Source organism: Arthrobacter sp. Y3221159, assembly GCF_059089885.1.
Genome location: NZ_JBNHFC010000006.1, coordinates 26784 through 52412 on the forward strand (window position 1 = coordinate 26784; position 25629 = coordinate 52412).

A 25629-nucleotide genomic window follows, 5' to 3' on the forward strand; every position below is an offset into this window, starting at 1 on the left:
CTCCACCAGGCGGGGTTTGCCTTACCCCTCAAGGAGACGCCGGCGGTGCTTCAGCTCCTTGACCCACGCCCTGGTGACCATGTCCGGGAAGGGTGAGCCGCCGTCGTCGTCCCTTTGTGAACCTTTGACGACGGCGAAGGCCGTTCCTGCCTCAAGGTCCGCTACCAGGGGTCCCGATGCTTTAAGGGCGAGCTCCAGCACCTGGGCGGCTGCGCGTTCGGGGAGTCCGAGCTCCGTGGCCCAGCCCAGGAAGTGGCGGCGCGAGATCCCTGTCCGCTTGCCGTTCAGGGTCAGCGCCAGGGTCTTGTCGCCGTAAACCACTGTGGAGGGAATGTCGTAGACCGGAGCGATCGCCCATTCGCCATGTGGCTGCTGGACCATGGAGACGTTCTTGGCGTGGAGGTCGCCGTTGCCGGTGAGCCATGCAAAGGCGCCCTGGAGGGCGAGGTTGCGGAGCGCGGGAAGCGGTGCCGAGCAGTGGTCCGCCAGCGCGTGGCAGACCTGTCCGTACCCTACGTTGTACTTGTCTGCCGGATAGAGCTTCAGAACCTGAGCGCCGTCCTCGACGGCGAGGCGCAGCACATCGTCCGGCCCGCCACCTGGACGCGGTATGCGGTCGAAGCGCTCCACCAGCAGGCCCGGCCGGCCGGCCACGTCCCGGATCAGCTGGACCCGGCTGAGCGGAATCCGGAGCTTGGCGGCGTAGCGGAACATGACCAGCTCGTTCTCCACCACGTGGGGGAATTCGGGGGCGTTGAGCTTGAGGATGAACCTCTTGCCTGCACTGGCCACCGGAAGCGAAATCATGCCTGCCGACAGCTTGTCCTGCACGCCGGCCAGCGCAACCGGGTCGATCAGGTCCGGATCGCCCAGCAACTGGTCGAAATCCACGGGCTGTTTCGGGTCCAGCTGCACCGCGTGTTCGTCGGGGTCCAGCGGTTCCCCGTGGCCCACGATCTGGACATCCCCCACCGGGTTTCCGCCGGCGGCGATGAGCAGGGACAGGTCGTCGTCCGCACTGGTTTTGATGGAACGCCGCAGCGCGTTGAGCCGGCGGCCCTCCGGCAGCAGCCCGGTGAAGTACGGCGGGGCGGCCCCGGCGGCGGACAGGACGGGCTCGCGGGTGAGCGGCAGGGAAGAGGCGACGGCGGGACCCCCGGACGCGAGATAGGCGGGGAGGTAGCTGAACCGGGTTCCGCCGTCGTGCCGTTCCAGCCTTGCTGCAAGGACGCCTGCCTTGTAAATATCGGCGATCCGGTGCCTCATGGTGCTGCGCCTTCAGCGCTTCCCGGTCCTGCTCGGACGCGGGCAGCGTGGCTGGCCCTGGTGGTGATGTCCAGCTCCAGCCCGAGCGTGTCAAGGACCGCGATCAGCGAATCCAGCTGGATGCTGGGCTTCCCCTGTTCCACGAAACGGATGAACCGTTCGGAGACACCCGCCATGTCGGCCAGGTCCCGCTGAGTGAGGCCGAGGGCGGTGCGGCGAGAGCGCACTTCGTTTGCCAGGGAATCTGTGAATCGCCGATCCATGACCGTCCTATAGGTACGTTCGTGCCGATTACTGCCGTATCTGGAAGCCTAGTCCCGAAGCGGCCCGAATGAAAGAGAGAACCGGCACGAACGTGCCGTTCGTTCGTGTCGCCAAGACTACGGCAACCTTGAGCCGAACTTGAGCTGAAGCTGAGGGGAAGCGCCCAACATTAAGGAGAAAGCTTCAGGGTTCGTCGAGGTCAAGCAAAGTGCCGCAGATTTCTGATGCGCCTATTCAAGGGGGACGTCGATCAAAAATCTAATCATTGCATCAGTCGCGGCGGCCGGTCTGGTGGCCGGCTCGGTGGCAGTTAGCGCGGCAGCTAACGCTGACAACGGCACGGTCGTCAGAATTGTGGACGGTGACACCCTGGTGGTGTCGATCAACAACGCGGATCACACAATCCGTCTGCTGAACGTGGACACACCGGAAACTAAGGACCCGAACCAGCCGGTCGAATGCCTCGGGCCGCAGGCTACTGATTACCTTGCGGGCGTCCTTCCGCCTGGCACCTCCGTGCGCCTTGAGTTCGACAAGACCCGGCACGACCGCTTCGGCCGCACCCTCGCAGGCGTATTCGCTCCCGACGGCAGTCTGGTCAACGCAGAAATCGCACGTAAGGGACTTGGCATACCGGTCCAGTATGACGGGAACGTCAGGTTCCTGCCGCCGGTGGAAGAAGCTTATGAGGAAGCCCGGACCGAGAAGACCGGGCTCTTCTCGGAGACCATCGATTGCACATTGCCCGCACAGCTCGCCCAAACTTCGCAGGCGCTCGAAGAAGCTGCCGGCGCTGCACCTGCAACGACTTCCTCCGCCGCCGGCGCGGCCGCCGCGGTGCTCGTGGCGGAACTGGCAACCGCCAAGTCGCTACGGGCAGTCTTTGCTGCAACCAAAGACGCAAACAGGGCCATCTACTGGGCTGGGCTTTCAGCAGCCGCCACCGCGGCTGCCTTGTCTACCCTCGACAGCAGGATTGCGCTGGGTGAAAAGAAGCGGGACGAATTCAAGTCCCTCCAAACAAACTTGGCGGCAGCGGAAAAGAAGGCAGAGGAAGAACGGCGTGCCGCTGAGGCGCAGGCAGCAGCAGAGAAGAAGGCCGCGGAGGAAAGGGCTGCCGCCGAGAAGAAGGCTGCCGACGAAGCTGCTGCCGCCGCAAAGGCAGCTGCGGAGGAAGCCGCCCGGCAGGCAGCTGCTGAAGCTGAGCGGCTAAGAAGGTTGCCCGCCCCGGCGCCGTATGTCCCACCTGCACCCCAGCCCTACGTTCCGCCTGCCCCAGCCCCCTATGTTCCACAGGCACCCTCCAAATACACCGGGCCGCGCTGCTATGCACCGGGCGGGAAAACCTGGACTCCCTGCTAACCGATAAAAGTGAAGTCCGAGAGTTCCCGAACTCTCCGACTCGCTGTTTTCAGCGGCGAGCCTCAGCACTCGGTCCGATCCTCCAAGAAGACCCGGAGAAGTCGCTACTCCGACAAGGCGACATGCAATTTGGCCTTGCCAATCACCGCGAAAAGATCCGCCTGCACTTTTCCCACCACCATGCCCGCGTCAGTCGACCCTGAGGCTGCTCCTACCCGCCGCCAAGACGGTTAGAAAAGCGGTGCGGTGTTCTTCTCCACAAGGGCGGGGTTCCCTACGGATTCACGCTTCTTCTTGAGGAACCCGGCCCGCTGATAGCGCTGGGCCATAATGAACCCTGCAGGCGTGCCATGCTCGTAGGACTCGACGAAGACCGCCTCCTGCCGCCCCTCGGACGTGGTCATGTAGCCATCCCAGGCTACTGCCACGCGGTCCGGAAGCGGCTCCTCTTTGACGGACTGCCTAGCTGCGGCAACGCCTGCCTCGAGCTGGTTCCCAACGAGGTAGCGCTGCAGGCTCCGTTGGCCCGCCTGCTCCCGGATGACAAAAGGCACCAGATCGGTGCCCGACGAGACCACTGAATCGATCGCGTGATCCAAAGCCATGAAAGCAAGCTCAACCAGTTCCTCTGAATATTCGTCCATGGCAGGAGGCTACCGGGCGGGCGCCTCAGACGGCAGGGTTTCCAGGGAGAAATACCCTAAGTTCATCTGACGCCTTCGGCCCCCGGAGAATTGACACCGTCTGTGACCGGTGCCATATTTGAAGCGTGAACCTGTCAGACAGCCGGACAGCAGGACAGCCTGCTCCGCTCCCCCTCACGCGGCTTAGCGCCGCCGAAGCGGTATTCAACGCCGTCCGCGGTGATATCGAGTCCGGGCAGATTCCGGTGGGCGGCAAGCTCAGCTCTGAAGCCACGCTTGCCCAGCAGTACGGGGTGAGCCGGTCGGTCATCCGCGAAGCGCTGCGCTCCTGCACGGCTATGGGCCTGACGGTCACCAAGACAGGCAAAGGCACGTTCGTGGTCGCCAACAAGGTGGCCAACGACCTCACACTCGGCCAGTACTCGGCGAGGGATCTTACCGAGGCGCGCCCGCATATTGAAGTTCCGGCAGCCGGGCTGGCTGCAGAACGCCGGTCTGACGAGGAGCTCGAAACCCTCCGCCACGTCGTGGGCGCCATGGCCACCGAAACGGATCCGGAGTCCTGGGTGGCCCTGGACTCCAGCTTCCACGCGACCATCGCGCGCGCCAGCGGCAACAAGGTCTTTGAAAGCGTGGTGGCGGACATCCGTGACGCCCTGGCCTACCAGTCGGAAACGCTGAACATGGTGGCCGACCGGCAGCACGCCTCCGACATTGAACACCAGCGGATCCTCGCAGCCATCGAGGCCGGCTCCGCTGCTGACGCGAGTGCAGCCATGGCCAACCACCTGCGCGCCGTGGGCGAGGCCCTCGACTCCATCCTCAACAACTAGCAACAAAGCAACCCCAAGGACCCCATGCCCTCCCCTGTGTTTTCCGCTGCCCGCATTGCTGGGCCGGCACCATCAAGCCTGCCGCAGCACACTCCCCTGGTCGCCGCCATCCGCGACGGAATGGTGGAGAGCGTCCACTACGGCTCGGCCATCGCCCTCGATGCTGAGGGTTCCATCCTGGCAGCAGCAGGGGACCCGGCAACCCCCTTCTACCCCCGGTCCTCACTCAAGCCGCTGCAGGCAGTCGCCATGGTCCGCGCCGGACTTGAGCTCCCGGCAGACCTCCTGGCCCTGGCCGCGGCCAGCCACTCCGGCGCGGCAGAGCACCGTGACGGCGCCCTGCGCATCCTCGAAATGCATGGCCTGTCCGTCACCGACCTGGAAAACAGCACCGACCTCCCCTACGGTGGGATCGAACGCGAAGACTGGCTGCGCAGCGGAGGCGGCGCCACCCAGCTCACGCAGAACTGTTCCGGCAAGCATGCCGCCATGGCCGCAACCTGCGTCATCAACGGCTGGCCCGTCCAGGGCTACCTGAACCCGCAGCACCCGCTGCAGCAACTCGTCCGGTCCACTGTCATTGAGCTGGCCGGTGAGGAGCCGTCCGCCGTCAGCACCGACGGCTGCGGCACCCCGCTCTTCGCGCTGACGCTGGGCGGCATGGCCCTCGCTTTCGGCCGGATCGCGCGTGCCGCCTCCTTCAAGACCGGAAACCACGACGGCGGCGCGGAAGCCGCCGTCGGCCTCGCCATGCAGCAGCACCCGGAAATGGTGGCCGGGGAAGGGCGCGACGTCACCGAGCTCATGCGGCTGCTCCCCGGAGCGGTGGCCAAGGACGGCTTTGAAGGTGTCCAGCTGGTGGGCCTGCCTGACGGTCGCGCCGTGGCCGTGAAAGTTTCCGACGGCGGCGACCGTGCCCGGATGCCGGCCACCGTGGCCCTGCTGGAAGCGATCGGCGTCGACACCGATGCGCTGGCTGGCATCGCCGCCGCACCAATACTCGGCGGCGGGCACCAGGTGGGCCTGCTGCAAGCCACCGACTTTTTGAGCAACAACCTGTCCAAACCCGACAACGAAGCCCTGTGAGGACTCCCATGACCATCATCGAATCCGCCGCCGACGCCACATCCGCTCCGACCACCCGGTCCGAGCATGACCTGCTCGGGGACAGGGACGTCCCGGCCGACGCCTACTGGGGCGTCCACACCCTCCGGGCCGTGGAAAACTTCCCCATCACCGGCCAGAAACTCTGCTCCAACATGCACCTGGTCCGTGGCCTCGCAGCGGTCAAGCTCGCCGCGGCACGCACCAACCGGGAGCTCGGGCTGCTGGACGCCGAACGCGCAGATGCCATTGAACAGGCGTGCCAGGACATCCTGGACGGACAACTGGCCGACCAGTTCGTCGTCGACGTCATCCAGGGCGGTGCCGGCACGTCGTCGAACATGAACGCCAACGAGGTCATCGCCAACCGCGCCCTGGAAATCCTGGGCCATCCCAAGGGTGACTACGCGCGGCTGCACCCCAACGACCACGTCAACCTTAGCCAGTCCACCAACGACGTCTACCCCACCGCCGTGAAGCTGGGCACCATCTTCGCGGCGCGGGAACTGGTGGACGCGCTGGCCGAACTTGAGGAAGCCTGCGCCGCCAAGGCCCTGGAATTCCGCACGGTGGTGAAGATGGGCCGCACCCAGCTGCAGGACGCCGTACCCATGACCCTGGGACAAGAGTTCGGCACGTACGCCATCACCATTGGCGAAGACCGGCTCCGCCTGGCCGAAGCAGAGCTGCTCATCCACGAGATCAACCTCGGCGCCACCGCCATCGGCACGGGCCTGAACGCACCGGCCGGCTACGCCGAGGCAGCCTGCCGGCACCTGGCCGAAGTCACTGGCCTGCCGCTGGTCACCGCCGTCGACCTCATCGAAGCCACCCAGGATGTGGGCGCCTTTGTCCACCTTTCCGGCGTACTGAAGCGCGTGGCCGTGAAGCTCTCCAAGATCTGCAACGACCTCCGCCTGCTCTCCTCCGGCCCGCGCGCCGGCTTCGGCGAAATCAACCTGCCGGCCGTCCAGTCCGGTTCCTCCATCATGCCCGGCAAGATCAACCCGGTGATCCCGGAAGTGGTCTCCCAGGTGGCCTACGAAGTCATCGGCAACGACGTCACCATCACCATGGCCGCCGAAGCCGGACAGCTCCAGCTCAACGCCTTCGAACCCGTCATTGTCCACAGCCTCCACAAGAGCATCTCCCACCTGGAAGCAGCCTGCCGCACCCTCACCGCACGCTGCATCCGGGGCATCACCGCCAACACCGAACACCTCCGCCGCACCGTGGAACAGTCCATCGGCCTGGTCACAGCCCTGAATCCCCACCTGGGCTATGCCACCGCCACGGCCATCGCGAAGGAAGCACTCGCAACCGGCAAGGGCGTCGCCGAACTCGTCCTTGAGCACGGGCTCCTGACCAGCGCCCAGCTCCAGGAACTCCTCAGCCCCGAACGCCTGGCAAACCTCAGCAAGTAGTCCCCGAACACCACGGACTTAGAAGGACACCCCCATGACAACTCCCCCCGTCACAGACCACACCATCCCGCCGCAGGCGCATGCATCGGAGCAGGCGCTGCACGCGGAGGACAAGGGCTACCACAAGAACCTGAAGCCCCGGCAGATCCAGATGATCGCGATCGGCGGCGCGATCGGTACCGGCCTGTTCCTGGGCGCCGGCGGCCGGCTCAACGCGGCCGGACCGTCCCTCGTCATCGCGTACGCCGTGTGCGGATTCTTCGCGTTCCTGATCCTGCGCGCCCTGGGCGAACTGGTCCTGCACCGGCCCTCCTCGGGCTCCTTCGTCTCCTACGCCCGTGAATTCTTCGGCGAAAAAGCAGCCTTTGTCTCCGGCTGGTTCTACTGGATCAACTGGGCCACCACCACCATCGTGGACATCACCGCCGCAGCCCTCTACATGAACTTCTTCGGCAACTACATCCCTTGGATGGCAGCCGTCCCGCAATGGGCCTGGGCCCTGATCGCCCTCGTCGTCGTCCTCGCCCTGAACCTGGTCTCCGTCAAGGTCTTCGGTGAAATGGAATTCTGGTTCGCCCTGATCAAGGTCGCAGCCCTGGTCATCTTCCTCATCGTCGGGACCTACTTCGTCATCTTCGGCACCCCCGTCGACGGCCAGCAGGTTGGCTTCAGCCTCATTACCGATAACGGCGGCATCTTCCCCAACGGCCTGCTGCCCATGATCATCCTCATGCAAGGCGTCCTGTTCGCCTACGCCTCCATCGAACTCGTCGGCACCGCCGCCGGCGAAACCGAAAACCCTGAAAAGATCATGCCCAAGGCCATCAACTCCGTGGTCTTCCGCATCGCCGTTTTCTACGTCGGCTCCGTCATCCTCCTGGCCCTGCTGCTGCCCTACACCTCCTACGAAAAGGGCGTCAGCCCCTTCGTCACCTTCTTCGGCTCCATCGGCATCCAGGGCGTGGACGTCATCATGAACCTCGTCGTCCTCACCGCCGCCCTGTCCTCCCTCAACGCCGGCCTCTACTCCACCGGCCGGATCCTGCGCTCCATGTCCGTCAACGGCTCCGCCCCCCAGTTCGCCTCCCGCATGAACAAAGCCGGCGTCCCCTACGGCGGCATCGCCATCACCGCCGGCGTGTCCCTGCTGGGCGTCCCGCTGAACTACCTCGTGCCCGCCGAAGCCTTCGAAATCGTCCTCAACGTCGCCTCCGTGGGCATCATCATGACCTGGGCCACGATCGTCCTGTGCCAGATCCAGCTCAAGCGCTGGGCCGACAAGGGCTGGCTCAAGCGCCCCTCCTTCCGGATGTTTGGCGCCCCCTACACCGGCTACCTCTCGCTGCTCTTCCTCGTGGGAGTGCTGGTGATGGTTTTCATCGAATCACCGCTCACCATGCTGGTCACCGCCATTGCGTCCATCCTCATGGTCTTCGGCTGGTACGCCTGCCGCAAACGCATCCACGAAATCGCCGCAACCCGGGACGGCCACACCGGTCTCTCCCCCGTGGTCGCAAACCCGCCCGCGGAGACGTTCATGAAGTAACCCTTCCAAACGTCCGACGGCGGCACCTCTGGATCCACAACCATGGAACCGGAGGTGCCGCCGTCAGGGTTTAAGGGGTTGGCCGGAAGGCTACCGCGACGGCTTGACCACCATCGCTGAGCCTCCGCCGCGCCTGACTGGTTCGGCTGCGGCCACAGTGCTGCCGTCAGGGCGGAACTCGATGGCTGTGGCAGCGCCGATTTCCGCGGCGGAGGTGCCGGGGGCCCCTGCAGCGGCAAAATTGTGCCCATACCGCGTGGCAAGGTCCTTTCCATAAGGCGCGTCAATGAACGCCTGTTCAGCGGTCACATTGGCTGTGTTGCGCTGGGAGGCACGCGGAGCTGCCAGGGCGTCCTGAATGTTCATACCGAGGTCGATCCTGTTGATGAGCGTCTGCAGGACGGTGGTGATGATGGTTGAACCGCCTGGTGACCCGAGCGCCAGGAACGGTTCGCCGTCCTTGAGCACAATGGTCGGCGACATGGATGAGCGCGGCCGCTTCCCAGGCTCGATGCGGTTGGGGTCCGTCTCGCTGTAGACAGGCGAGAAGTCCGTGAGCTCGTTGTTCAGGATGAAGCCGCGGCCGGGAACCGTGATGCCCGATCCGCCTGTCTGCTCGATGGTGAGCGTGTACTCCACCACGTTGCCCCACTTGTCCGAAACCGTGAGGTTGGTGGTGTTGATGTTCTCGGTATCCGGTGCGTGGTTCAGCGCCGTCGGCTTGGCCGGGCACACGCCGTCGTACGAATAAACGTCACCTGCCGCGACAGGCTTGGTTGCTGCCCTGTGCGGGTCAATGGCGCAGGACCGTTCCTTTCCGAAGACAGGGTCCAGTAGTTCATCGGTGGGAACATCCACAAACGCGGGGTCACCCACGTACTTTCCGCGGTCAGCAAAAGCAAGGGCACTGGCCTCAAGATAGTGGTGCAGAGCACGGGCCGTGTTGTCGTTGCCCTTACCCTCGCCCTTGGCCAGCTCGCCGAGGTCAAACACCTCGAGGATGTTCAAAGCCTCACCCACGGTTGTGCCGCCACTGCTGGAAGGTGCCATGCCGTAGACATCGTAGCCGCGGTAGTTCACGTGCGTGGGGTCCTGATCCAGGACCTTGTAGTCGTCCAAATCCTCCGCTGTCATAACACCCGCAGGTCCGGGGACGGCGTTTGGGTCCGTACTGCTGGGCGCGTTCCGGACTGTAGACACAATGTCCTCTGCGATCGGGCCGTCATAGAACTCGTCCATGCCCTCATGCGCAAGGAGTCGATACGTCTCGGCTACATCCTCGTTCTTCAGAATGCTCCCCACCGCAGGTGCATCATTGTCTGGACCGGTGAGGAACAGTTCCCGGGTGGCTTCAAACGGAAGGAACCGGTCCCTGTTGTCGAGCGTCTGCTGCCTGAAGGTCGCATCCACAACAAAGCCGTCTTCAGCAACCTCGATCGCGGGCTCCAGCGTTTGCCCCAGGGTCATGCTGCCCCAACGGTCCAAGGCACGTTCCCAGGTGGCTGGGGTTCCAGGGACACCGACGGAAATTCCGCTGGTTGCCTGCTTACGGAAGGGGTAAGCCTCCCCGGTGGCCTTGTTGATGAATGCGTCCCTGGGCATAGCGGCGGGCGCAGTCTCCCGGCCGTCGATGGTGTCGACATCCCCGCTCTTGGCCTCGTAATAAACAAAATAGCCGCCGCCTCCGATGCCGGCGCTATAGGGCTCCGTGACACCGAGGGTGGCGGCCGCGGCGACGGCGGCATCCACAGCGTTCCCGCCCTTGCGCAGGATCTCGATCGCTGCGGCAGAGGCGTCCACATCGACGGTACTGACGGCGCCGCCATAGCCGGTGGCCGTCGGGGTCTTCTCGAAAACGTCCTTCTGCCGCTCGTGCGCAGAGGCAGGGCTCATGATCGCCCCGGTGGTCACGCTCATCGCCAGCGCTGCCGTTACGGCAGCAAACCGGCGTCCCAGATATGGCATGGTTGCTCCTGAATGGGGTGCGGGTGAGGTGAGCCACACGTTACTCCTCGGATATGGGGCTCTCAACGCCCCCGGCTACCCTGCGGGCACGCCGGCCTACCCTTTGTTGGTGGCATCCTGGCATTGTCGGCGGTACACCAACGGGGCACGTGCCCGCCGGTCCTGCACCTCGCCCACGGCACGCAGTTCGAGAGCGCCGTAATGCAACGCCGCCGCAACCTTCCGCCCGCCGCCGTTCGCTAAGCTCGGCAGTGGCACGGACATGCCGGCTCAATGACGAACCACCCGGGAGATTAGGCGGATATGACCAACTGGCGCATCAGGGATTTCCATTCGGCCGACCTGGACGGGATCCTGCATCTCTGGGAAACCCTGAAGGAGAGCAACGTCGAGCCGGTCTACGCCCTCTCAGAGGTGCTCGCATCCTGCGAAAAGGACCATGCCGTGGTGGCGGTGCAGGGAGAGCAGGTGGTGGGCGCCGCCGTCGGACGCGCCGCGCACGACCAGGGCTGGATCGTTTTCCTGGCCACCCTCCCCGAATACCGCGGCCGCGGGATCGGCACCTCGCTGCTGGCCGCCGTCGAAAACCGGATGGCACCCCACGGACTGAACAAGCTTTCGGCGCTGATGCCGGATTCCGAAACGCGCGTGGAAGCATTCCTGGGCCGCGGCTTCGCGCTTAAGAAGAACCTGCGCTACTTCGAGCGGACCATCCCCGTCCAGCGGCAGGAGCTGGGGGCGCTGGGCCAGCTGGGCGGCCGGGTCCTGGCCCGCGACCTGTGGGAAAACGTGGCCGGCATGCACCGGGAGAAGGAACTGCTGGAACGCCGGCTGGTGCTCCCGCTGGCCGAGGCGGACCTGGCCGATGAATTCGGCGTGGTGCCGCCACGCGCCGTCGTCCTCTTCGGCCCGCCCGGCACAGGCAAGACCACCTTCGCGAAGGCCATCGCCTCCCGCCTGGAGTGGCCGTTCGTTGAGGTCTTCCCGTCCCGCCTGGCCGCCGATCCCCAGGGTCTGGCCGGGGCGCTGCGCGAAACTTTCCTGGAGATCGCGGAACTGGAACACGCGGTGGTGTTCATCGATGAAGTGGAAGAGATTGCCTCGCAGCGGTCCGGTGAACCGCCGTCGCCGCTGCAGGGCGTCACCAACGAACTCCTGAAGATCATCCCTGCCTTCCGCGAACAACCGGGCCGCCTGCTGGTGTGCGCCACCAACTTCATCCGGGCGCTCGATTCGGCGTTCCTGCGGCACGGCCGGTTCGATTACGTCATTCCCATCGGCCTGCCCGACCGCCACGCACGCGAAGCCATGTGGCAGCGCTTCATCCCCGCACCCGTGGTGGACGACGTGGACGTCGAGCTCCTGGTGGAGCGCACGGAGGGCTTCTCCCCCGCGGACATCGAGTATGCGGCCCGCAGCGCGTCCCAGCGCGCCCTGGAAAAGGCGGTGTACGACGACGGCGGGCTGGCCTCCGGAGCGAGGCCGTCCGTCCGGGAAGCGGTGCGGAAAGGCCCGTCCACCCAGGACTACCTGGATGCCATCGCCGAAACCCGCACCACCGTCAGCAAGGAGGTCCACCAGGACTTCCTTGAGGACATCGATGCCCTGGCCCGTGTCTGAGAAGGGGCGGCTACATCTGGACGGAATGGGATGGCGTGCGGCGGTTCGCCGAGGACTTCGCGGCTGCCCTGGGGCAGAAGGCGGTCCAGAGTAATCTTTGAGGCATGTCCTCAAACCCTCTCCGGCATGCCTTCGCGCGCATGGGCGGCCGTGACCCGCACGAAAAACATCGGGCCGCGACGCCCCTGGAGCTCTTCTTCGACCTGACCTTTGTCATCGCCTTCGGGGTGGCGGGCAGCCAATTCGCCCACGAAATTGCCGAAGCCCACTTTGTGGAGGGCCTCATGGGGTTCTCCTTCGCGATGTTTGCGGTGATCTGGGCCTGGATCAATTTCACCTGGTTCGCCAGCGCCTACGACACAGACGACTGGGTGTTCCGGGTGGTCACCATGGTCCAGATCGTCGGGGTGCTGATCCTCACGATGGGGATCGAGCCGATGTTCCACTCCATTGTGGAGGGACGGCACGTGGACAACCGGGTGATCGTGGCCGGCTACGTGATCATGCGGCTTGCCCTTGTGACGCAGTGGATCCGGGCGTCCCGCCAGGATCCTGCCCGCCGCCGGACGTGCCTGCGCTATGCCAGATACCTGGCTCTCGTACAGCTCGGCTGGATCGCCGTGCTCATCGTGGACACCGATGTTGCCACAACATTCCTCCTGGTCATCCCCCTGATCGCATTGGAGATGGGCACTCCCTATGCCGCGGAACGCGATGACAGGACTCCGTGGCATGCACACCATATCGCCGAGCGGTACGGCCTGCTGGCCATCATCGCCCTCGGTGAGTGCCTGATTGGGGCGATCGAAACCCTGCGGGCCATCGTGGCGAACCACGGCTGGAGCGTGGACGCGGCGCTGGTGGGCTTTGGCGGTACGGCCCTGGCTTTCGGCATGTGGTGGGTGTATTTCATGCTCCCGGCCGGACGGGCCCTGCACCTGCAGCGGCACCACTCGTTCCTCTTCGGCTACGGGCACATTCCGCTCTTCGCGGCTATCGCGGCCACCGGCGCCGGGCTCCACGTGGCCGCCTACTACATCGACCATGAGGCCCACATCAGTGCCGCAGCGGCCGTCGCCTCCATTGCCGTGCCGGTTGCCGTCTTCAAACTCACACTGACGTGGCTGTACAGCGCCATGATGGGCCCGGACCGGACGGTGATTGCCGTTGCCGTCGGGATCATGGTGGTCCTGGCCGGGGCCGTTTGCCTGGCGGCGTCGGGGGCATCGGTCCCGGTGTGCATGCTGGTCATCGTGCTGGGGCTGGCAGCGTCCATTGTCATCGATGAGCGCCGCGGAACAGAGCGGCTGCACCATGCGATGCAAAGGCTGGAAGCAGGAACTACCGCTCCTCAGCGTTAGCGTCAGCCGATGCGGCGCCGGCGTCCGCTTCACCATAGGAGAGATTCTCGTAGTCGGTGGTGTCTTCCTCGTCCAGGCGGTCGTCCAGCTCCTCCAGCAGCCACGGATTCACCCGGGCCAGGATCTTGCGGACCTCCTCCACCTCGACGGCGGCGTAAAGCACGGGCCGGGCGTCGCGGTATTTGGTGACCGGCGGTTTGTCCGGCCATTTTTCAGCAAGAGCCTTTACCCTCTCCGGCAAGGAGTTGTGGGCGTTGTCCGCAATCTTGACCAGGGCGGCGTCGTGGTCCTGGGCGATCTCGCGAATCCCGGCCTGGTAATCGTCCGGGTTGCTATGGAGCCGGTTGGTGACCCGCTCAATGATCTCCACGGCGCGCTCGGACACGCCCATCTCCAGCAAGGCCTGCCGGGTGATCGGAGTGTCCTCTGCGATATCGTGCAGGTATCCCGCGATCCGGATATCGTCGTCGAAGTCCGCCAGGGCGTCGCCCACAGCCAGGACGTGTTCCCGGTAAGGCCTCTTCAACTTGTCCTTCTGCCGGTTGTGGGCCACCTCGGCCAGGACCTTGGCAGTCTCTACGGTGAACCTGGGGGCCGGGCTGTGGTCCGGAAAATGGTCATCTAACATCCCCCAAGCCTACGGGCCGCTCCAGATCCAGGGCTCCCGCGGCAGTGCGGCCGGATTAAAGGCTGCCAGCGCCTTTTCAAGGGTGCCGGCGGGAAGGTTCAGGGAGGCGAGCAGGCGGTCCCGCACGGCATCAGCGGAAATGCCCGCCCCGGCAAGGTCGGCAAGCGTCACCGCCCCGTCCCGCTTTGCCAACCGGGCGCCGTCGGAGTTAACCACCAACGGGACATGGGCATATTCCGGTAGGGGAATATGCAGCAGGGATGCCAGATAGGCCTGCCGGGGGGTGGAGGGAAGCAGATCGTCGCCACGGACCACCTGGTCCACGCCCTGGGCGGCATCGTCCACCACCACGGCCAGGTTGTAAGCCACCACGCCGTCGTTCCGGCGCAGGACAAAGTCGTCCACCACGCCAGTACATCCGCCGTGCAGAATGTCGTGGACAGTGAACTCCTGGACCGCAGACCGCAGGCGGATGGCCGCAGGACGGATGGAGCGCTTGAACTCCAGCTCCGCGGGGCCCAGGTTCCGGCAGGTACCCGGGTAGGCTCCTTGCGGAGCATGCGGGGCCGACGGCGCCTCCTGGATTTCGCGGCGTGTGCAGAAGCACTCGTACGTCAGCCCGGCATCGCCGAGCCGCCGGATGGCATCCTCGTAGAGCCGGCCCCGGGCAGTCTGCCGGACCACGCCGCCGTCCCACGTCACGCCGATCGCCTCAAGATCCCGCAACTGCACTGCCTCCGCGCCGGCCCGCGCGCGGTCCAGGTCCTCAACCCGGAGCAGGAAGCTCCGCCCCGTGGAACGGGCGAACAGCCACGCCAGCATGGCGGTGCGCAGATTGCCCACATGAAGCTCACCGGAAGGACTGGGGGCGAAGCGGCCGGCTGAGGTCATGGATCCAGCCTATGCGGACAACACAAGAGCCCCTCAGCTACCGATTGCTACGGAAATCCGATGATCGGTGGCTCAGGGGCTCTTGCCGTGAAAGGTGCGGAAAGACGATGCGTGAACAAGAGTCAATCAGCGGCGGCCTCCTTGCGGGAGGCGGTCTGCAGCGCCCGGGTGGTGTGCCGGAATGCCGTTGGCCTGCGGGGTCCGGCGGTGGCCGTTGCCCAGTTGCCAATATTTCAGCAGACGCCCTACAGTTGGTGCAACCGGCGCGGGTTGTACTGGTCAATCCGATCAATCCTCCCGCGCTTCCGAGACAGGAACTGATCAGATTGCAGGAACTGGACCCCACCGACAAGCGGATCCTTCGCGCCCTCGACGAGGACCCGCGCGTTCCCATCATGGTGCTCGCCCAGCGGTTGGGGCTGGCGCGCGGAACGGTGCAGACCCGGCTGGAACGCATGGCAGCCTCCGGCGCGCTCCGTCCCAACAGCAGCAGGGTGCTGCCCGCCGCCCTGGGACGCGGAGTGGCCGCATCCGTCAGTGCCGAGCTCGACCAGAGCCACCTCAACGAGGCCATCGCGGCCCTGCGCGAAATCCCCGAGGTCCTCGAATGCCACGCCCCGGCCGGAGATACCGATCTGCTGATCAGGGTTGTGGCCGCCAGCCCGGACGACCTTTACCGGGTTTCCGAGGAGATCCGGCTGTGCCCGGGCATTGTGCGCACCTCCACCAGCATGTTCCTCCGGGAAGTCATTCCCTACCGCACCACGGGGCTGCTCGCCGCGGACTGACCAGGCTGCCCGCCGCCCCTACAACGAGCATCGGGAACCTCTCCCCATCGCCGCCTGCCACCCGTCCCGGTTAGGCTGGCAGCCGGGACATCCGATCAGGGGGAATCATGGCGGGGACGTTTTATGGCGGCGACGTGGCGCAGCTCCGGCGGCTGGCGAAGGAGCTGGCGAGCGGTGCCAACAGGCTGAACGCCCTCAGCCAGCAGTTGGGCAGCAGCATCGGCACCGGGCTGTGGAAAGGGCACGACGGCGAGCGGTTCCGGAGCGAGTGGACCTCGTCCCACGTGAAGCTGCTCAGGTCGGCCACAGCCGGGCTGGAATCGGCGTCGAAGGTGCTGCTCGCCAACGCCGACGAGCAGGAAAAGGCCAGCACAGGAGGGGCCGGCGGCGGGCCAGGCGGGGACCCCGGCGGCCCGGGCGGTTCCGGCGGTGGGACGGCCCAGGAACTGACAGACACGCTGAATTCCATGACACCAGAAGAACGTAAGCAGTACCTGCAGAGCGGCGCGTTCAAGCGGTGGGCGTTGGCAAACCCGGAGGCGGCGAAGGCCGCCCTGGACGCCGCTGCGGATTCGGGCACGATCCCCGTCAACTCCAGGGGGTACCAGGAGTTCCTCAGCTCCTACTGGAACCAACAGGCAATGCTGGACATGGGCATCGATCCTGCAGACTGGGACACCTCCAAGGGCACGGAACACAACTGGGAAACCATTGCAAAGGTCTACGACTTTTACGGCCAGGCGTACCTGGCCAACCCGGACCTGCAATGGGCGGGCATGGCCAACATGATCGGGCCGTCGTTCGCCGGAGGTTTCCGCGACATGGCAATGCTTCGCGACCTCGCCCAGCAAATCGCCGATAATCCAGCCTCGGACATCCCGCTTCCCGTCCTGGACCAGATCGAACAGCTGGCGGGCATGACGGATGAAGAGATCCGTTTCTACGAAACCAGCATGCTGGACATGAACAAGGAAATCTTCCTGGACCAGGCGCGTCAGCACCAGGCATACCTGAGCGGCGGCATTGACGAGATCAACCGCCTCCGGGATTCCGGCGTCATCGACGTGTCCACGGCCAACGCCTGGGCCCAGATCGATTCCGGCGATCCGGAGCTGGTCCAGAAGGGCAATACAACCCTCCTGTACCGCGAACAGAACGAAATCATCGCGGACGACTACGACAACATGCGCGGCCATCCCGGCGGCGAGGCCGTGACCTACATGGTGACCCTCGCCGGCGAGCCTTCGATCCCGGGCGCCCGAAGCTATCCGGAGGTGTTCCCCTACACGTTCAGTGTTGAAAGCCCCGGCCCGGAGAACATTCCGCTGACAAGCTGGGACAACCCCGCGCAGTTCCGCACCGACTTCACCACCGGCTTCCCGGACGGCAACATCGCCGATGCGGGCCAGCGCTGGGGACTCATCCGGCAGGACACCCTGCCTGCGTACCAGAATCTTCTGGCCACCGATCCGGACCGGGCGGCGCAGATCATCGGTTCGGACTTCGATGACCGGGTGCATCAGTACCGGCCCACCAACAACATCCCGGGCATCATGGACAGGTTCCTGGACGGCTTTGACGCGGAGGTCCACCAGTGATGCACACCAGCCCCGCCGCCACCAGGCACGTACGGCACCGTCCCGCCGTCGTACTTCTTATGCTGCCGGCGCTGGCAGTTGGCCTTGCCCTCAGCGCCTGCCAGCCCGCCAACCCTGTTCCAGCCACCTCAACAACAGCCGGGAGCACCGTGAAAACCTCCGAATTCTCCACCCTTGACGCTGCCGGAGTGGACGCTATCCGGGAAACCAAAACTGCCCGCCTGGACATGAGTTCGGGCCGCCTTGAGAAGGAGGCCGTGCGTGTTACCCAGGACAGCTACGGGCCCGAGATCAACACTCGGGACTCGGGCAAGATCAGCCTGAGCATCGTGACCCCGAACGGCGAAATAACCGCGGAGACGGACCGCATCCGTTTCAACACCACGGACACGCAGACGGACTTCAGTGAAGTGACCTACTTCCTCACCGCCGGTTCGCCGGAGGAGTACTTCGCCTTGATCCGGGACGGTGTAGAGCGGTACGGGATCTCCGAGGCCTCGGCAGAGGACTGGATCAGCAGCACGCAGGCAGACCCGGATTCAAAAAGCGACTTCTCCATTACGCCAGGCACGGCCACGGGACTGACCGTCAACTACGACTTGAGGTACGACGGCGGCAAGGATACGCAGGTGATCATCGTCCACATCCTGCCTGCCGGGTGAGCGGACGGCTATACCGGCGGGCCGGCGTTCGACTTCAGGTTCTTCATCACCAGCGTTGACGTGAGACGTTCGACCCCGGGCAGGGACGTCAGTTCGGCGTCGTAGAAGCGCTGGTACGAGGGCAGGTCCTCGGCAATGACCTTCAGCAGGTAATCCGGGGAGCCGAACAGCCGCTGCGCCTCCACGATGTTGGGATGGTCCGCCACCCGGTTCTCGAAAATCTCCATGGTGGGCCTGTCCACCTGCCGGAGCGTCACGAACACGATCGCCTCAAACCCCAGGCCCACTGCGGCGGGGTCGATGTCCGCCTTGTACCCCCGGATAATTCCAGACTTCTCCAGGTCGCGCAGCCGCCGGTGGCAGGGTGCCACCGTCAGGCCCACCTTGGCGGCGAGCGCGGTGGCAGTCATCCTGCCATCCTCCTTGAGGTGGCGCAAAATATTCCTGTCAACAGCGTCAATCACGCAAAAATCATACTCCAGGGGCCGGGTGGCGGGCGAAAAGAAGAAAGCACTTACGGGCCGAAAATCCCTATCGTTTCTCCTGAGAGAACCGACAGGAGAAACACCCATGAATCCGGAGCTGTTCCTGGCCTTCATCCTGGTGGCGGCCGCCCTCGCCTGCACCCCCGGAGTGGACTGGGCGTACACCATCACCGCGGGCCTGCGGCAGCGCAGCTTCGTTCCGGCGGTGGCCGGGCTCTGCGGCGGGTACGTCCTCCACACCGTCCTGCTGGTGGCGGGACTGGCGGCCCTGCTGGCCGGGATGCCGGGGGTCCTGGGATGGATCACCCTGGCTGGCGCCGCCTACCTCATGTGGCTGGGCATCAGCACCCTGCGCTCGTGGCGCGGCGCCTCCTTCAGCGCGGCAGACGCCGTTGTCCGTCCTGCCGGAAGCCAGCTCCGCACCTTCCTCCAGGGCATGGGCACCAGTGGAATCAACCCGAAGGGGCTCCTCTTCTATGTGGCCCTGATCCCCCAGTTCGTCAGCGCCGAGGCCTCCTTGCCGGTGCCGGTGCAGTCCGGACTGCTGGGCATGACCTTCGTGGCGCTGGCGGGGCTGGTGTACACCGCCGTCGCACTGCTTTCCCGGACGCTGCTGCAGAGCCGGCCCGGGGCAGCCCGGGCCGTGACCCTGGCAAGTGGGGTCATCATGGTGCTGCTGGGTGTGGTCCTGCTGGGCGAACAGCTGGTGCCGCTGCTCGCCGCCGCATCTAGTCCCCGCTGAGCTTCTTCCAGTCCTGTTCCCAGATCCTGCGCATCTCCTCGTCCTTGCGGATGGGAATGGGTGCGGCGATCTCGCGCTGCGGCTCGGGATCCGGCCGGCGCCTGCCCCAGTCGCGCGGGTTCAGCGACCGGCGGCTGGACTCCAGGACCAGCAGTGCCCGGTCCGTCAGGGCATCGTTGCGCAGCACCATGTGCGTCTTTCGCCGGCGCAGGACCTCGCCGATGGCCTCATGGGCGGCCCCAAAACGGCCCTCCCGTCGCAGGGCGCGCGCCCGCACGAGGAGCAGCGCCGCGGAGAGGTCATCCGCGTTCAGCAGTCCTTCCGTCCAGTCGATCACGGTCCGGCTGCGTCCCAGCGTCAGCGCCAGCGAGCAGCGCGCCAGTGCCATGGGGAGCGACGGCGGCAGGCCGGTCAGTGCGTCCAGCGCCGCTTCCGTCCGGCCGGTTTCGCGCAGCGAGTGGGACAGGGCGAGGAACACGGATTCCTCGCTGAAGAGGACGGGTATCTCCACGCGCTCCGCAAGTTCGATCTGAGTAACGATCCTGGTGAGGTACGTGGACGAGTAGCGGTTCGCATCCTCGTCATTGCGGATGGTGAGCCCGCGGTGCAGGAGCTCGGAGGCGCGCAGGTAGCCGCCGTGCTTGTAGGCCAGCAGCCCGGCCATCAGGTAGCACAGGCCGGCCCAGCCGGGATAGGCGCGCGCCAGCGTGATCAGCCGCTCAGGCTCCCGGCTGGCGAAGACGGCCTCGTGGACGGCCTTGGCGGGCTTGGGCAGGAGGAGCTTCAGGCGGGGGACGTCGCCGTCGATGGACAGCAGGGCGGGGTTCCTGCCTCCCAGCACGCCGCTGAGCAGGCCTCCCACTCCCCCGGCCAGATCGTGTACGGGAGTACGGAGCTGCGGGTTCCCGAAAGGGGTGAGGTCCCGGCTGTCCCAGTAGATCGGTGCAGTGTCCCCGGCGGTCATCTTTCCATGCTAACCGGGACGAAGCGGCGGATTGGCCCCTTGTCCCGCTTCCTGATATGGGGAAAGGTAATAAGCATCCTTAGCAGTTGTGGACACCAGTAAAGGAGAATGCCATGCAGATCGACAAGTCCCAGATCCTTGAGTTCCTGCGGTCCCAGGGAGACCACGAAAAGGCAGACCGGGCGGACACGGAACTTCCGGACCAGGTGGATACGGACCAGCACTCGGACCTGCTGGCGAAGCTTGGCATCAACCCGGCTGACCCGCTGGGCAAGCTTCCGGGCGGGCTGGGGGACAAGCTCGGCGGCCTGGGACTGTAGCGGGCGCCGGTCAGGCCCGTTCCATGAACCACTCGGTGAATGAGCTGGCACGGCCGGTGCCGTCAAACCGGATCACCCACAGGTTGTCATAGGTGGGCCGGCCGCCCGAATAGGTGGTGAGCCCCTGGACGAAGGCGGTATTGCCGTCGGTTCCCAGCAGTTCCCAGCTGAACGTCCAGTCCCCCGGCTCGTCCCGGGCGGCCAGCCAGCGGTCCACGATGTCGTCCCGGCCCACCCAGGGGTCCGGGTCCGCGGGCCGGGTCTCGTACCGGGCGTCGGGTGTGAACAGCGCGCGGATGTCTTCGGGCAGGTTGCTGCTCCAGGCCGCCTGATACTTTTCCACCCACGCCTGGACCTGTTCCAGAGCTGAACTTGGCTCGATCATGCCTCCGTTTTACGCGGCAGAAATCCCGGCTGCAAGCTGTTCAGCCGCCGGCCGCTGCAATCCACACCCCGATGACCCAGGTGCTGGCCGCGAGGGACGCAAGCCCGAACTCGGCCAGCATGCCCAGCCCGGTGGCTTTGAGGGCAGCCCAGCTGGACGTGGCCGCCCGGCCGATGTTGCGGGTGCGGAGGAACTCGCTGATCAGCAGGCCCGCCGCGAAACCGACGAAAAGTCCCACCACAGGGACGATGAACATGCCCACCACCCCGGCCACCAGCGCGGCCCCGATGCTGCGGCTCGGGATGGCATGCTCCTTCAGCTTCCGTCCGGTGAGGACGGCGCTGGCGCCCATGCCGGCGGCAACGAACAGAATGGCAACCGCAAAGACCACCCAGCCCGCCATCCCCGCGCCGCCCCAGATGGCCCAGGCCAGGAGGCCCGCTCCGATCAGGATGCTGCCTGGAAGCACCGGGATAATGGTGCCGGCCACACCCACCAGGATGGCCAGGCCGCACAGGATGGTCACCACGGTCTCGGAGCTCATGCACCCCAGTTTATGGCCGCTGCCCTTAACCCCCGACGGCGGTGCCTCCTGTCGCAAGGAGGCACCGCCGTCGTTACTTCACAAGGGAGGAATTACCCTGCTGCCGCAGCGGCAGCAACGGCCGCGGTGACGGCGGCGGCAACCCGCGGATCCAGCGGGCTGGGGACAATGTAGTCCGCGGACAGGTCCTCGGCGGCAAGTTCGGCGATGGCCCGCGCTGCCGCCAGCTTCATGGCGGGGGTGATGCGGCGGGCGCCGGCATCCAGGGCACCCCGGAAGATGCCGGGGAAGGCCAGGACGTTGTTGATCTGGTTCGGGAAATCACTGCGCCCGGTGGCCACCACGGCGGCGTACTTCACGGCCACCTCCGGCAGCACCTCGGGATCCGGGTTGGAAAGGGCGAACACGATGGAGTCCTGGTTCATGAGCGCGAGGTGGTCCTCGTCCAGCTTCGAGGAAGAGACACCGATGAACACGTCGGCGCCGGCGAGTGCCTCAGCCGGGCCGCCGGAGACGCCGCGCGGGTTGCTGCGGCCGGCGATATCGGCCTTCTTGCTGGTGGTGTCCGCGGCCAGCTCCGCGCGCTGGCTGTTGATGACGCCGCGGGAGTCCAGCAGGACGACATCGCTGATGCCGGCGGCCAGCAGGATCTCGGCGACGGCGATGCCGGCGGCACCTGCACCGGATACGACCACCTTGAGGCTTTCCAGGCTGCGGCCGGTGACCTTGGCGGCGTTGGTCAGCGCGGCGAGGGCCACCACGGCGGTGCCGTGCTGGTCGTCGTGCATGACGGGGCAGTCCAGTGCTTCGATGAGCTTTTCCTCGAGTTCGAAGCAGCGCGGGGCGGCGATGTCCTCAAGGTTGACGGCGCCGAAACTGGGGCGGAGCCGGACCAGGGTTTCCACGATTTCGTCAACATCGCTGGTGTTGAGGACCAGGGGGATGGAGTCCAGGTCGCCGAAGGTCTTGAACAGTGCGGACTTGCCCTCCATGACGGGCAGGGAGGCACTGGGGCCGATGTTGCCCAGGCCCAGGACAGCGGTGCCGTCGCTCACCACGACCACCAGGCGCTCGGCCCAGGTCAGGGTGCGGGCGAGTTCCGGCTGCTTGTGGATGGCACGGCTTACTTCGGCCACGCCGGGCGTGTAGGCGATGGACAGGTCCCGCTTGTTGGACAGCGGCGCCGTGGTGCCGATGGTCAGCTTGCCGCCCTGGTGGGCGCTGAAGATCTCATCCTCGGTCAACGGGGTGGCAGCGGAATCGTCAATGGCTGTGATTGCGTCAATGGACACGTCGTTGTCTCCTGGTGCTCGCCGTGCGCACACGGCACATGGAAGCCCGGCGCCCGGGCGGGCGCAGGCAAAGGGAATGGTGCGACAGGAAACCCAGGGGTGGCGGGTCCGCGGGAGCGTGGGGATGTTTTGTTCCTCCCTGTTGCTCCGGTGACCCCATGGTAGGCAGCGGTTTTCCGGGTTCCGCGACGATTTGACACGGCCAACGCGTGCCAAAACGCTTGATCGGGAAAAGTTGTGACTCACGTCACGAGATAAAGGCGTACTTATTGGCTGATTGGTCTAGGCCGGTTACGCGCTTTGGGAGAGTGTGAACCCGGCTTCGGCCCCCGGAGAGAGGCGGGCGCAGGCCTTTTTGAGGTCCTCTTCGGCTTCGAAGAGGGAAAGGCGCCGGTTCCGGACGGACTGGACCAGACCAGTGACAGTCAGGAGCAGGACGCGCGCAGCAACAGCGTCCGTGGCCGCAGCGCCCACCACCTTCTCGCCCAGCACGTCGATTTCCCGCAGCAGCGCGGTGGTGTCGCGGTCCGGATCGTAGATACCGCGGCTCAGGCACTGTTCCACGGCTGGCTGCATGACCCGCATATGGAAGATTTCCATTACCAGTCCGGGCAGGGCGCGGCCGCGGAACCGGGCAGACCCACTTCGGGTGCCGGCCTGTAATTCATCCAGCTGGTGCCGGTACAACGCCAGCATCAGGTGGGTGGGGGACGGAAAATACCGGTACAGCGTGCCCAGCGGCACATCAGCCTTGGCTGCCACCTCCGCGAGTTCCACCGACTCCAAGCCCTTGCGGGCAAACGCGGCCGCGGACTCCAAAATGCGGGTATAGCGGAGCCGTTGGCGAGGAGCGGAGGGCCTGGCGGCCATGGGCGGATGGTCTGAAATGGTTTCGGGCATCAGCATTCCGGGGTTGTGATCCTGTAGTGCAGCAGCCGGGAGCGTCCCCATCCCGAGTCCGCCTGCAGTCAGGGATCAACTATACGACACGGTTGTATGACGTATTTGTCAGTGGCCTTACTACCCGGTCTTCCGCCGGTTAGGCCACGCTCTTGATCTTGACCACGAAGACGGCCCCCAGAAGGCCGATGATGGCTGCCATGACGAAGAGTGTTGAGTAGCCGCCCCACCGGGTGACGGCCAGGAGTGCCAGGGTGGGCGCCACCACCTGGGGCAGCGAGTTGGCAACGTTGATCACGCCCATGTCCTTGCCGCGGTCCAGGGCCTGCGGCAGAACCTGGGTCAGCAGCGCGAAGTCCACGGCCAGGTACGCGCCGAAGCCGACGCCGAGGACGGCTGCGCCGGCCAGTGCGCCCGGCCAGACCGGGAAGAACGCCATGATGAGGCCCGCCATGGCAATGATGGCGGAGGATCCGATAACGAATGGCTTCCGCCTGCCGACCCTGTCGCTCCAGGGACCGGCTACTACGGCGGTGACCATCACCATGACCGCGTAGATTCCCGTCAGGACCAGCACACCGGTGGCCGGGTCCTCGTGGCCGATGATGTCCCGCAGGAAGAAGAGCAGGTAGACGATGGTCAGCTGGTTGCCGACATTGACCAGGAATCGGGTCAGCCACGCCCAGGCGAAATCCGGATACAGCCGGGGGCTGATCCAGAATCCCACAAGGAACTCCTTGATCCGGAACCGACGCAGCACCCCCTTGTGCAGGACGGGATCGTTCCGGTGGAAGAGGTACGGCAGCACGGACAGCAGCAGGGCGGCGGCGCACAGCCAGTAACCCACCATGAAGTTTCCGGAGACGACGGCGCCGAAGACCGCTCCGGTGAGGATGCCGAGGGTCTGGCCCATGGCCGCAAGTCCGCCCACTCCGCCCCGCTGGAGTACCGGGACGCGGTCCGGAACTGCCGCGGTGATGGCCGCGTAGGCGGCGTTGGCGCCCAGCTGGACCAGGCACCAGAAGAGCACCATGAGGGCAACAGTTGGGGACACGGACATGGCCAGCAGCGCGGCGGCTGCCAGCACTGCGCCCGCCAGCACCCAGGGGGCGCGGCGGCCAAAGCGGGAGGTAGTGCGGTCCGAGAGTGCGCCGAAGAGCGGATTCGCCACCAGGGACACCGCTGCACCGCAGGCCGTGACCAGCGACAGGATGGCTTCCTTGCTGGGCGCATCGATACTGATGGCCTGCTGCCCGATGAAGACGTTGATGGGGCCGAAGAATGCTGCGTTGATGCCGACGTTGACCAGCACCAGCCCGGTGACCCACCGGGCTGTGACCCTCTGCGTGGGCTCGGCGAGCGCCGCCGCCGGACCGTCAGGCCCGGCACCGCGTTCCAGTGGCGCGGGTATATCGGACCTGTTCATGACTTGTTCCCCCGGGACGGACGGCTGACGACGGAATCAGACTATCGTGGGCAGCAACAGCGCCGCGTGCCGCCCCGGCGGCAGCCCGCAACCCCGCCACAAGACCAGGAGAACCGATGGCTCCAGCAGCAGAAGAACACTCAGTTTCCACCGTCAACACCGCGGACCTGTACGACGAGCGCGGCGACGAGCTGGCGTCCGTGGCACTGCAGTTCCAGTCCTTGGGCGGACGCTCCCACTTCAGCGGGCGCATCCGGACCATCCGCTGCTTCCAGGACAACGCCCTGGTCAAGTCCACCTTAGCCACGCCGGGCGACGGCAATGTGCTGGTAGTGGACGGCGGCGGTTCTTTGGGCACGGCCTTGATGGGGGACATGATCGCCGAAAGCGCCGTGGCGAACGGCTGGGCCGGCGTCGTGATTCACGGGGCCATCAGGGACCGTGAGGCCATCGCACAACTTGAGCTCGGGGTGAAGGCGCTGGGCAGCAACCCGAGGAAGAGCGCCAAAGCCGGCGCGGGCGAGGTGGACGTGGACGTAGTGGTGGACGGCGTGACTTTCCGGCCCGGCGCCATGGTGTGGTGCGATCCGGACGGCATCCTCGTGGAGCGTTAGC

Annotated in this window: 26 protein-coding genes; 13 read left to right on the forward strand and 13 right to left on the reverse strand. The window is 65.6% G+C overall.

The genetic code is table 11. From position 1 onward, the window contains the following. Window positions 1-21: 21 nt before the first annotated feature. On the reverse strand, window positions 22-1266 hold the full coding sequence (locus AC5RT3_RS07770) for a type II toxin-antitoxin system HipA family toxin (RefSeq protein WP_494123928.1): 1245 nt from the start codon (window positions 1264-1266) through the stop codon (window positions 22-24). Next, a complete protein-coding gene (locus tag AC5RT3_RS07775) occupies window positions 1263-1529 on the reverse strand; it encodes a helix-turn-helix transcriptional regulator (RefSeq protein ID WP_494011561.1) in 267 nt (88 codons plus the stop codon). The genes AC5RT3_RS07770 and AC5RT3_RS07775 overlap by 4 nt, the downstream gene beginning before the upstream one ends. Before the next feature lie 304 nt (window positions 1530-1833). Here AC5RT3_RS07775 and AC5RT3_RS07780 point away from each other — a divergent pair, with 304 nt between their 5' ends. Further along, window positions 1834-2892: a thermonuclease family protein gene (locus tag AC5RT3_RS07780; RefSeq protein WP_494123929.1), complete on the forward strand. Its 1059-nt coding sequence runs from the start codon at window positions 1834-1836 to the stop codon at window positions 2890-2892. 230 nt (window positions 2893-3122) lie between these two features. Here AC5RT3_RS07780 and AC5RT3_RS07785 read toward each other — a convergent pair whose 3' ends face one another. Then, the gene (locus AC5RT3_RS07785; protein WP_494011559.1) at window positions 3123-3536 is read right to left on the reverse strand and encodes a hypothetical protein; all 414 of its coding nucleotides are present in this window, start codon (window positions 3534-3536) and stop codon (window positions 3123-3125) included. A 125-nt stretch (window positions 3537-3661) separates the two neighbouring features. On the opposite strand from AC5RT3_RS07785, the gene AC5RT3_RS07790 reads away from it, so the two are divergent. The 4 genes from AC5RT3_RS07790 to AC5RT3_RS07805 are packed head-to-tail and all read left to right on the forward strand — an operon-like array spanning window position 3662 to window position 8443. Then, window positions 3662-4369 (forward strand): FadR/GntR family transcriptional regulator, encoded by a 708-nt coding sequence (locus tag AC5RT3_RS07790; RefSeq protein WP_494051870.1) that lies wholly within the window; start codon window positions 3662-3664, stop codon window positions 4367-4369. A 24-nt stretch (window positions 4370-4393) separates the two neighbouring features. Continuing rightward, window positions 4394-5455, forward strand: coding sequence for an asparaginase (locus tag AC5RT3_RS07795; RefSeq protein ID WP_494123930.1), 1062 nt, complete (start codon window positions 4394-4396; stop codon window positions 5453-5455). 8 nt (window positions 5456-5463) lie between these two features. Then, window positions 5464-6897, forward strand: a complete 1434-nt coding sequence (aspA, locus tag AC5RT3_RS07800) for an aspartate ammonia-lyase (protein ID WP_494123931.1) — start codon at window positions 5464-5466, stop codon at window positions 6895-6897. A gap of 34 nt (window positions 6898-6931) precedes the next feature. Further along, complete coding sequence (locus AC5RT3_RS07805) at window positions 6932-8443, forward strand: amino acid permease (RefSeq protein ID WP_494123932.1); 1512 nt, start codon at window positions 6932-6934, stop codon at window positions 8441-8443. Between the two features lie 90 nt (window positions 8444-8533). Here AC5RT3_RS07805 and ggt read toward each other — a convergent pair whose 3' ends face one another. Further along, on the reverse strand, window positions 8534-10408 hold the full coding sequence (gene ggt / locus AC5RT3_RS07810) for a gamma-glutamyltransferase (protein WP_494123933.1): 1875 nt from the start codon (window positions 10406-10408) through the stop codon (window positions 8534-8536). A gap of 303 nt (window positions 10409-10711) precedes the next feature. On the opposite strand from ggt, the gene AC5RT3_RS07815 reads away from it, so the two are divergent. Next, window positions 10712-12028, forward strand: a complete 1317-nt coding sequence (locus tag AC5RT3_RS07815) for an ATP-binding protein (RefSeq protein ID WP_494123934.1) — start codon at window positions 10712-10714, stop codon at window positions 12026-12028. Window positions 12029-12132: 104 nt separating this feature from the next. Continuing rightward, a complete protein-coding gene (locus AC5RT3_RS07820) occupies window positions 12133-13389 on the forward strand; it encodes a low temperature requirement protein A (RefSeq protein WP_494123935.1) in 1257 nt (418 codons plus the stop codon). Here the strand turns inward: AC5RT3_RS07820 and AC5RT3_RS07825 are convergent. Beyond that, a complete protein-coding gene (locus tag AC5RT3_RS07825) occupies window positions 13370-14017 on the reverse strand; it encodes an HD domain-containing protein (protein WP_494123936.1) in 648 nt (215 codons plus the stop codon). The genes AC5RT3_RS07820 and AC5RT3_RS07825 overlap by 20 nt on opposite strands. A gap of 9 nt (window positions 14018-14026) precedes the next feature. After that, window positions 14027-14908 carry a tRNA glutamyl-Q(34) synthetase GluQRS gene (gene gluQRS / locus AC5RT3_RS07830; RefSeq protein ID WP_494123937.1) on the reverse strand — a complete coding sequence of 294 codons (882 nt, stop codon included), beginning with the start codon at window positions 14906-14908 and terminating at the stop codon, window positions 14027-14029. A 326-nt stretch (window positions 14909-15234) separates the two neighbouring features. On the opposite strand from gluQRS, the gene AC5RT3_RS07835 reads away from it, so the two are divergent. From AC5RT3_RS07835 to AC5RT3_RS07845, 3 genes are all read left to right on the forward strand, one after another. Further along, complete coding sequence (locus AC5RT3_RS07835; RefSeq protein ID WP_494103765.1) at window positions 15235-15696, forward strand: Lrp/AsnC family transcriptional regulator; 462 nt, start codon at window positions 15235-15237, stop codon at window positions 15694-15696. Between the two features lie 107 nt (window positions 15697-15803). Then, window positions 15804-17294: a WXG100 family type VII secretion target gene (locus AC5RT3_RS07840; protein WP_494123938.1), complete on the forward strand. Its 1491-nt coding sequence runs from the start codon at window positions 15804-15806 to the stop codon at window positions 17292-17294. Further along, window positions 17294-17956, forward strand: coding sequence for a hypothetical protein (locus AC5RT3_RS07845; protein WP_494123976.1), 663 nt, complete (start codon window positions 17294-17296; stop codon window positions 17954-17956). The genes AC5RT3_RS07840 and AC5RT3_RS07845 overlap by 1 nt, the downstream gene beginning before the upstream one ends. Window positions 17957-17964: 8 nt before the next feature. On the opposite strand, the gene AC5RT3_RS07850 is transcribed toward AC5RT3_RS07845, so the two are convergent. Beyond that, on the reverse strand, window positions 17965-18420 hold the full coding sequence (locus AC5RT3_RS07850) for an Lrp/AsnC family transcriptional regulator (RefSeq protein WP_494011546.1): 456 nt from the start codon (window positions 18418-18420) through the stop codon (window positions 17965-17967). Window positions 18421-18526: 106 nt separating this feature from the next. Between AC5RT3_RS07850 and AC5RT3_RS07855 the strand changes: the two genes are divergently transcribed. Continuing rightward, window positions 18527-19183: a LysE family translocator gene (locus tag AC5RT3_RS07855; protein WP_494123939.1), complete on the forward strand. Its 657-nt coding sequence runs from the start codon at window positions 18527-18529 to the stop codon at window positions 19181-19183. Here the strand turns inward: AC5RT3_RS07855 and AC5RT3_RS07860 are convergent. Next, window positions 19170-20147, reverse strand: a complete 978-nt coding sequence (locus AC5RT3_RS07860; protein WP_494123940.1) for a hypothetical protein — start codon at window positions 20145-20147, stop codon at window positions 19170-19172. The two genes, AC5RT3_RS07855 and AC5RT3_RS07860, sit on opposite strands and share 14 nt — an antisense overlap. Before the next feature lie 113 nt (window positions 20148-20260). On the opposite strand from AC5RT3_RS07860, the gene AC5RT3_RS07865 reads away from it, so the two are divergent. Beyond that, the gene (locus AC5RT3_RS07865) at window positions 20261-20467 is read left to right on the forward strand and encodes a hypothetical protein (protein WP_494123941.1); all 207 of its coding nucleotides are present in this window, start codon (window positions 20261-20263) and stop codon (window positions 20465-20467) included. 10 nt (window positions 20468-20477) lie between these two features. On the opposite strand, the gene AC5RT3_RS07870 is transcribed toward AC5RT3_RS07865, so the two are convergent. From AC5RT3_RS07870 to AC5RT3_RS07890, 5 genes are all read right to left on the reverse strand, one after another. Next, the gene (locus AC5RT3_RS07870; RefSeq protein ID WP_494011542.1) at window positions 20478-20852 is read right to left on the reverse strand and encodes a nuclear transport factor 2 family protein; all 375 of its coding nucleotides are present in this window, start codon (window positions 20850-20852) and stop codon (window positions 20478-20480) included. 40 nt (window positions 20853-20892) lie between these two features. Beyond that, window positions 20893-21396: a DUF456 domain-containing protein gene (locus tag AC5RT3_RS07875; protein ID WP_494103763.1), complete on the reverse strand. Its 504-nt coding sequence runs from the start codon at window positions 21394-21396 to the stop codon at window positions 20893-20895. A 92-nt stretch (window positions 21397-21488) separates the two neighbouring features. Beyond that, window positions 21489-22688 carry an NAD(P)-dependent malic enzyme gene (locus tag AC5RT3_RS07880; protein ID WP_494123942.1) on the reverse strand — a complete coding sequence of 400 codons (1200 nt, stop codon included), beginning with the start codon at window positions 22686-22688 and terminating at the stop codon, window positions 21489-21491. Between the two features lie 291 nt (window positions 22689-22979). Then, on the reverse strand, window positions 22980-23588 hold the full coding sequence (locus AC5RT3_RS07885; protein WP_494051879.1) for a TetR/AcrR family transcriptional regulator: 609 nt from the start codon (window positions 23586-23588) through the stop codon (window positions 22980-22982). Window positions 23589-23727: 139 nt separating this feature from the next. Next, on the reverse strand, window positions 23728-25014 hold the full coding sequence (locus AC5RT3_RS07890; protein WP_494103762.1) for an MFS transporter: 1287 nt from the start codon (window positions 25012-25014) through the stop codon (window positions 23728-23730). A gap of 116 nt (window positions 25015-25130) precedes the next feature. On the opposite strand from AC5RT3_RS07890, the gene rraA reads away from it, so the two are divergent. Continuing rightward, window positions 25131-25628, forward strand: coding sequence for a ribonuclease E activity regulator RraA (gene rraA / locus AC5RT3_RS07895; protein WP_494051881.1), 498 nt, complete (start codon window positions 25131-25133; stop codon window positions 25626-25628). Window position 25629 lies beyond the last annotated feature (1 nt).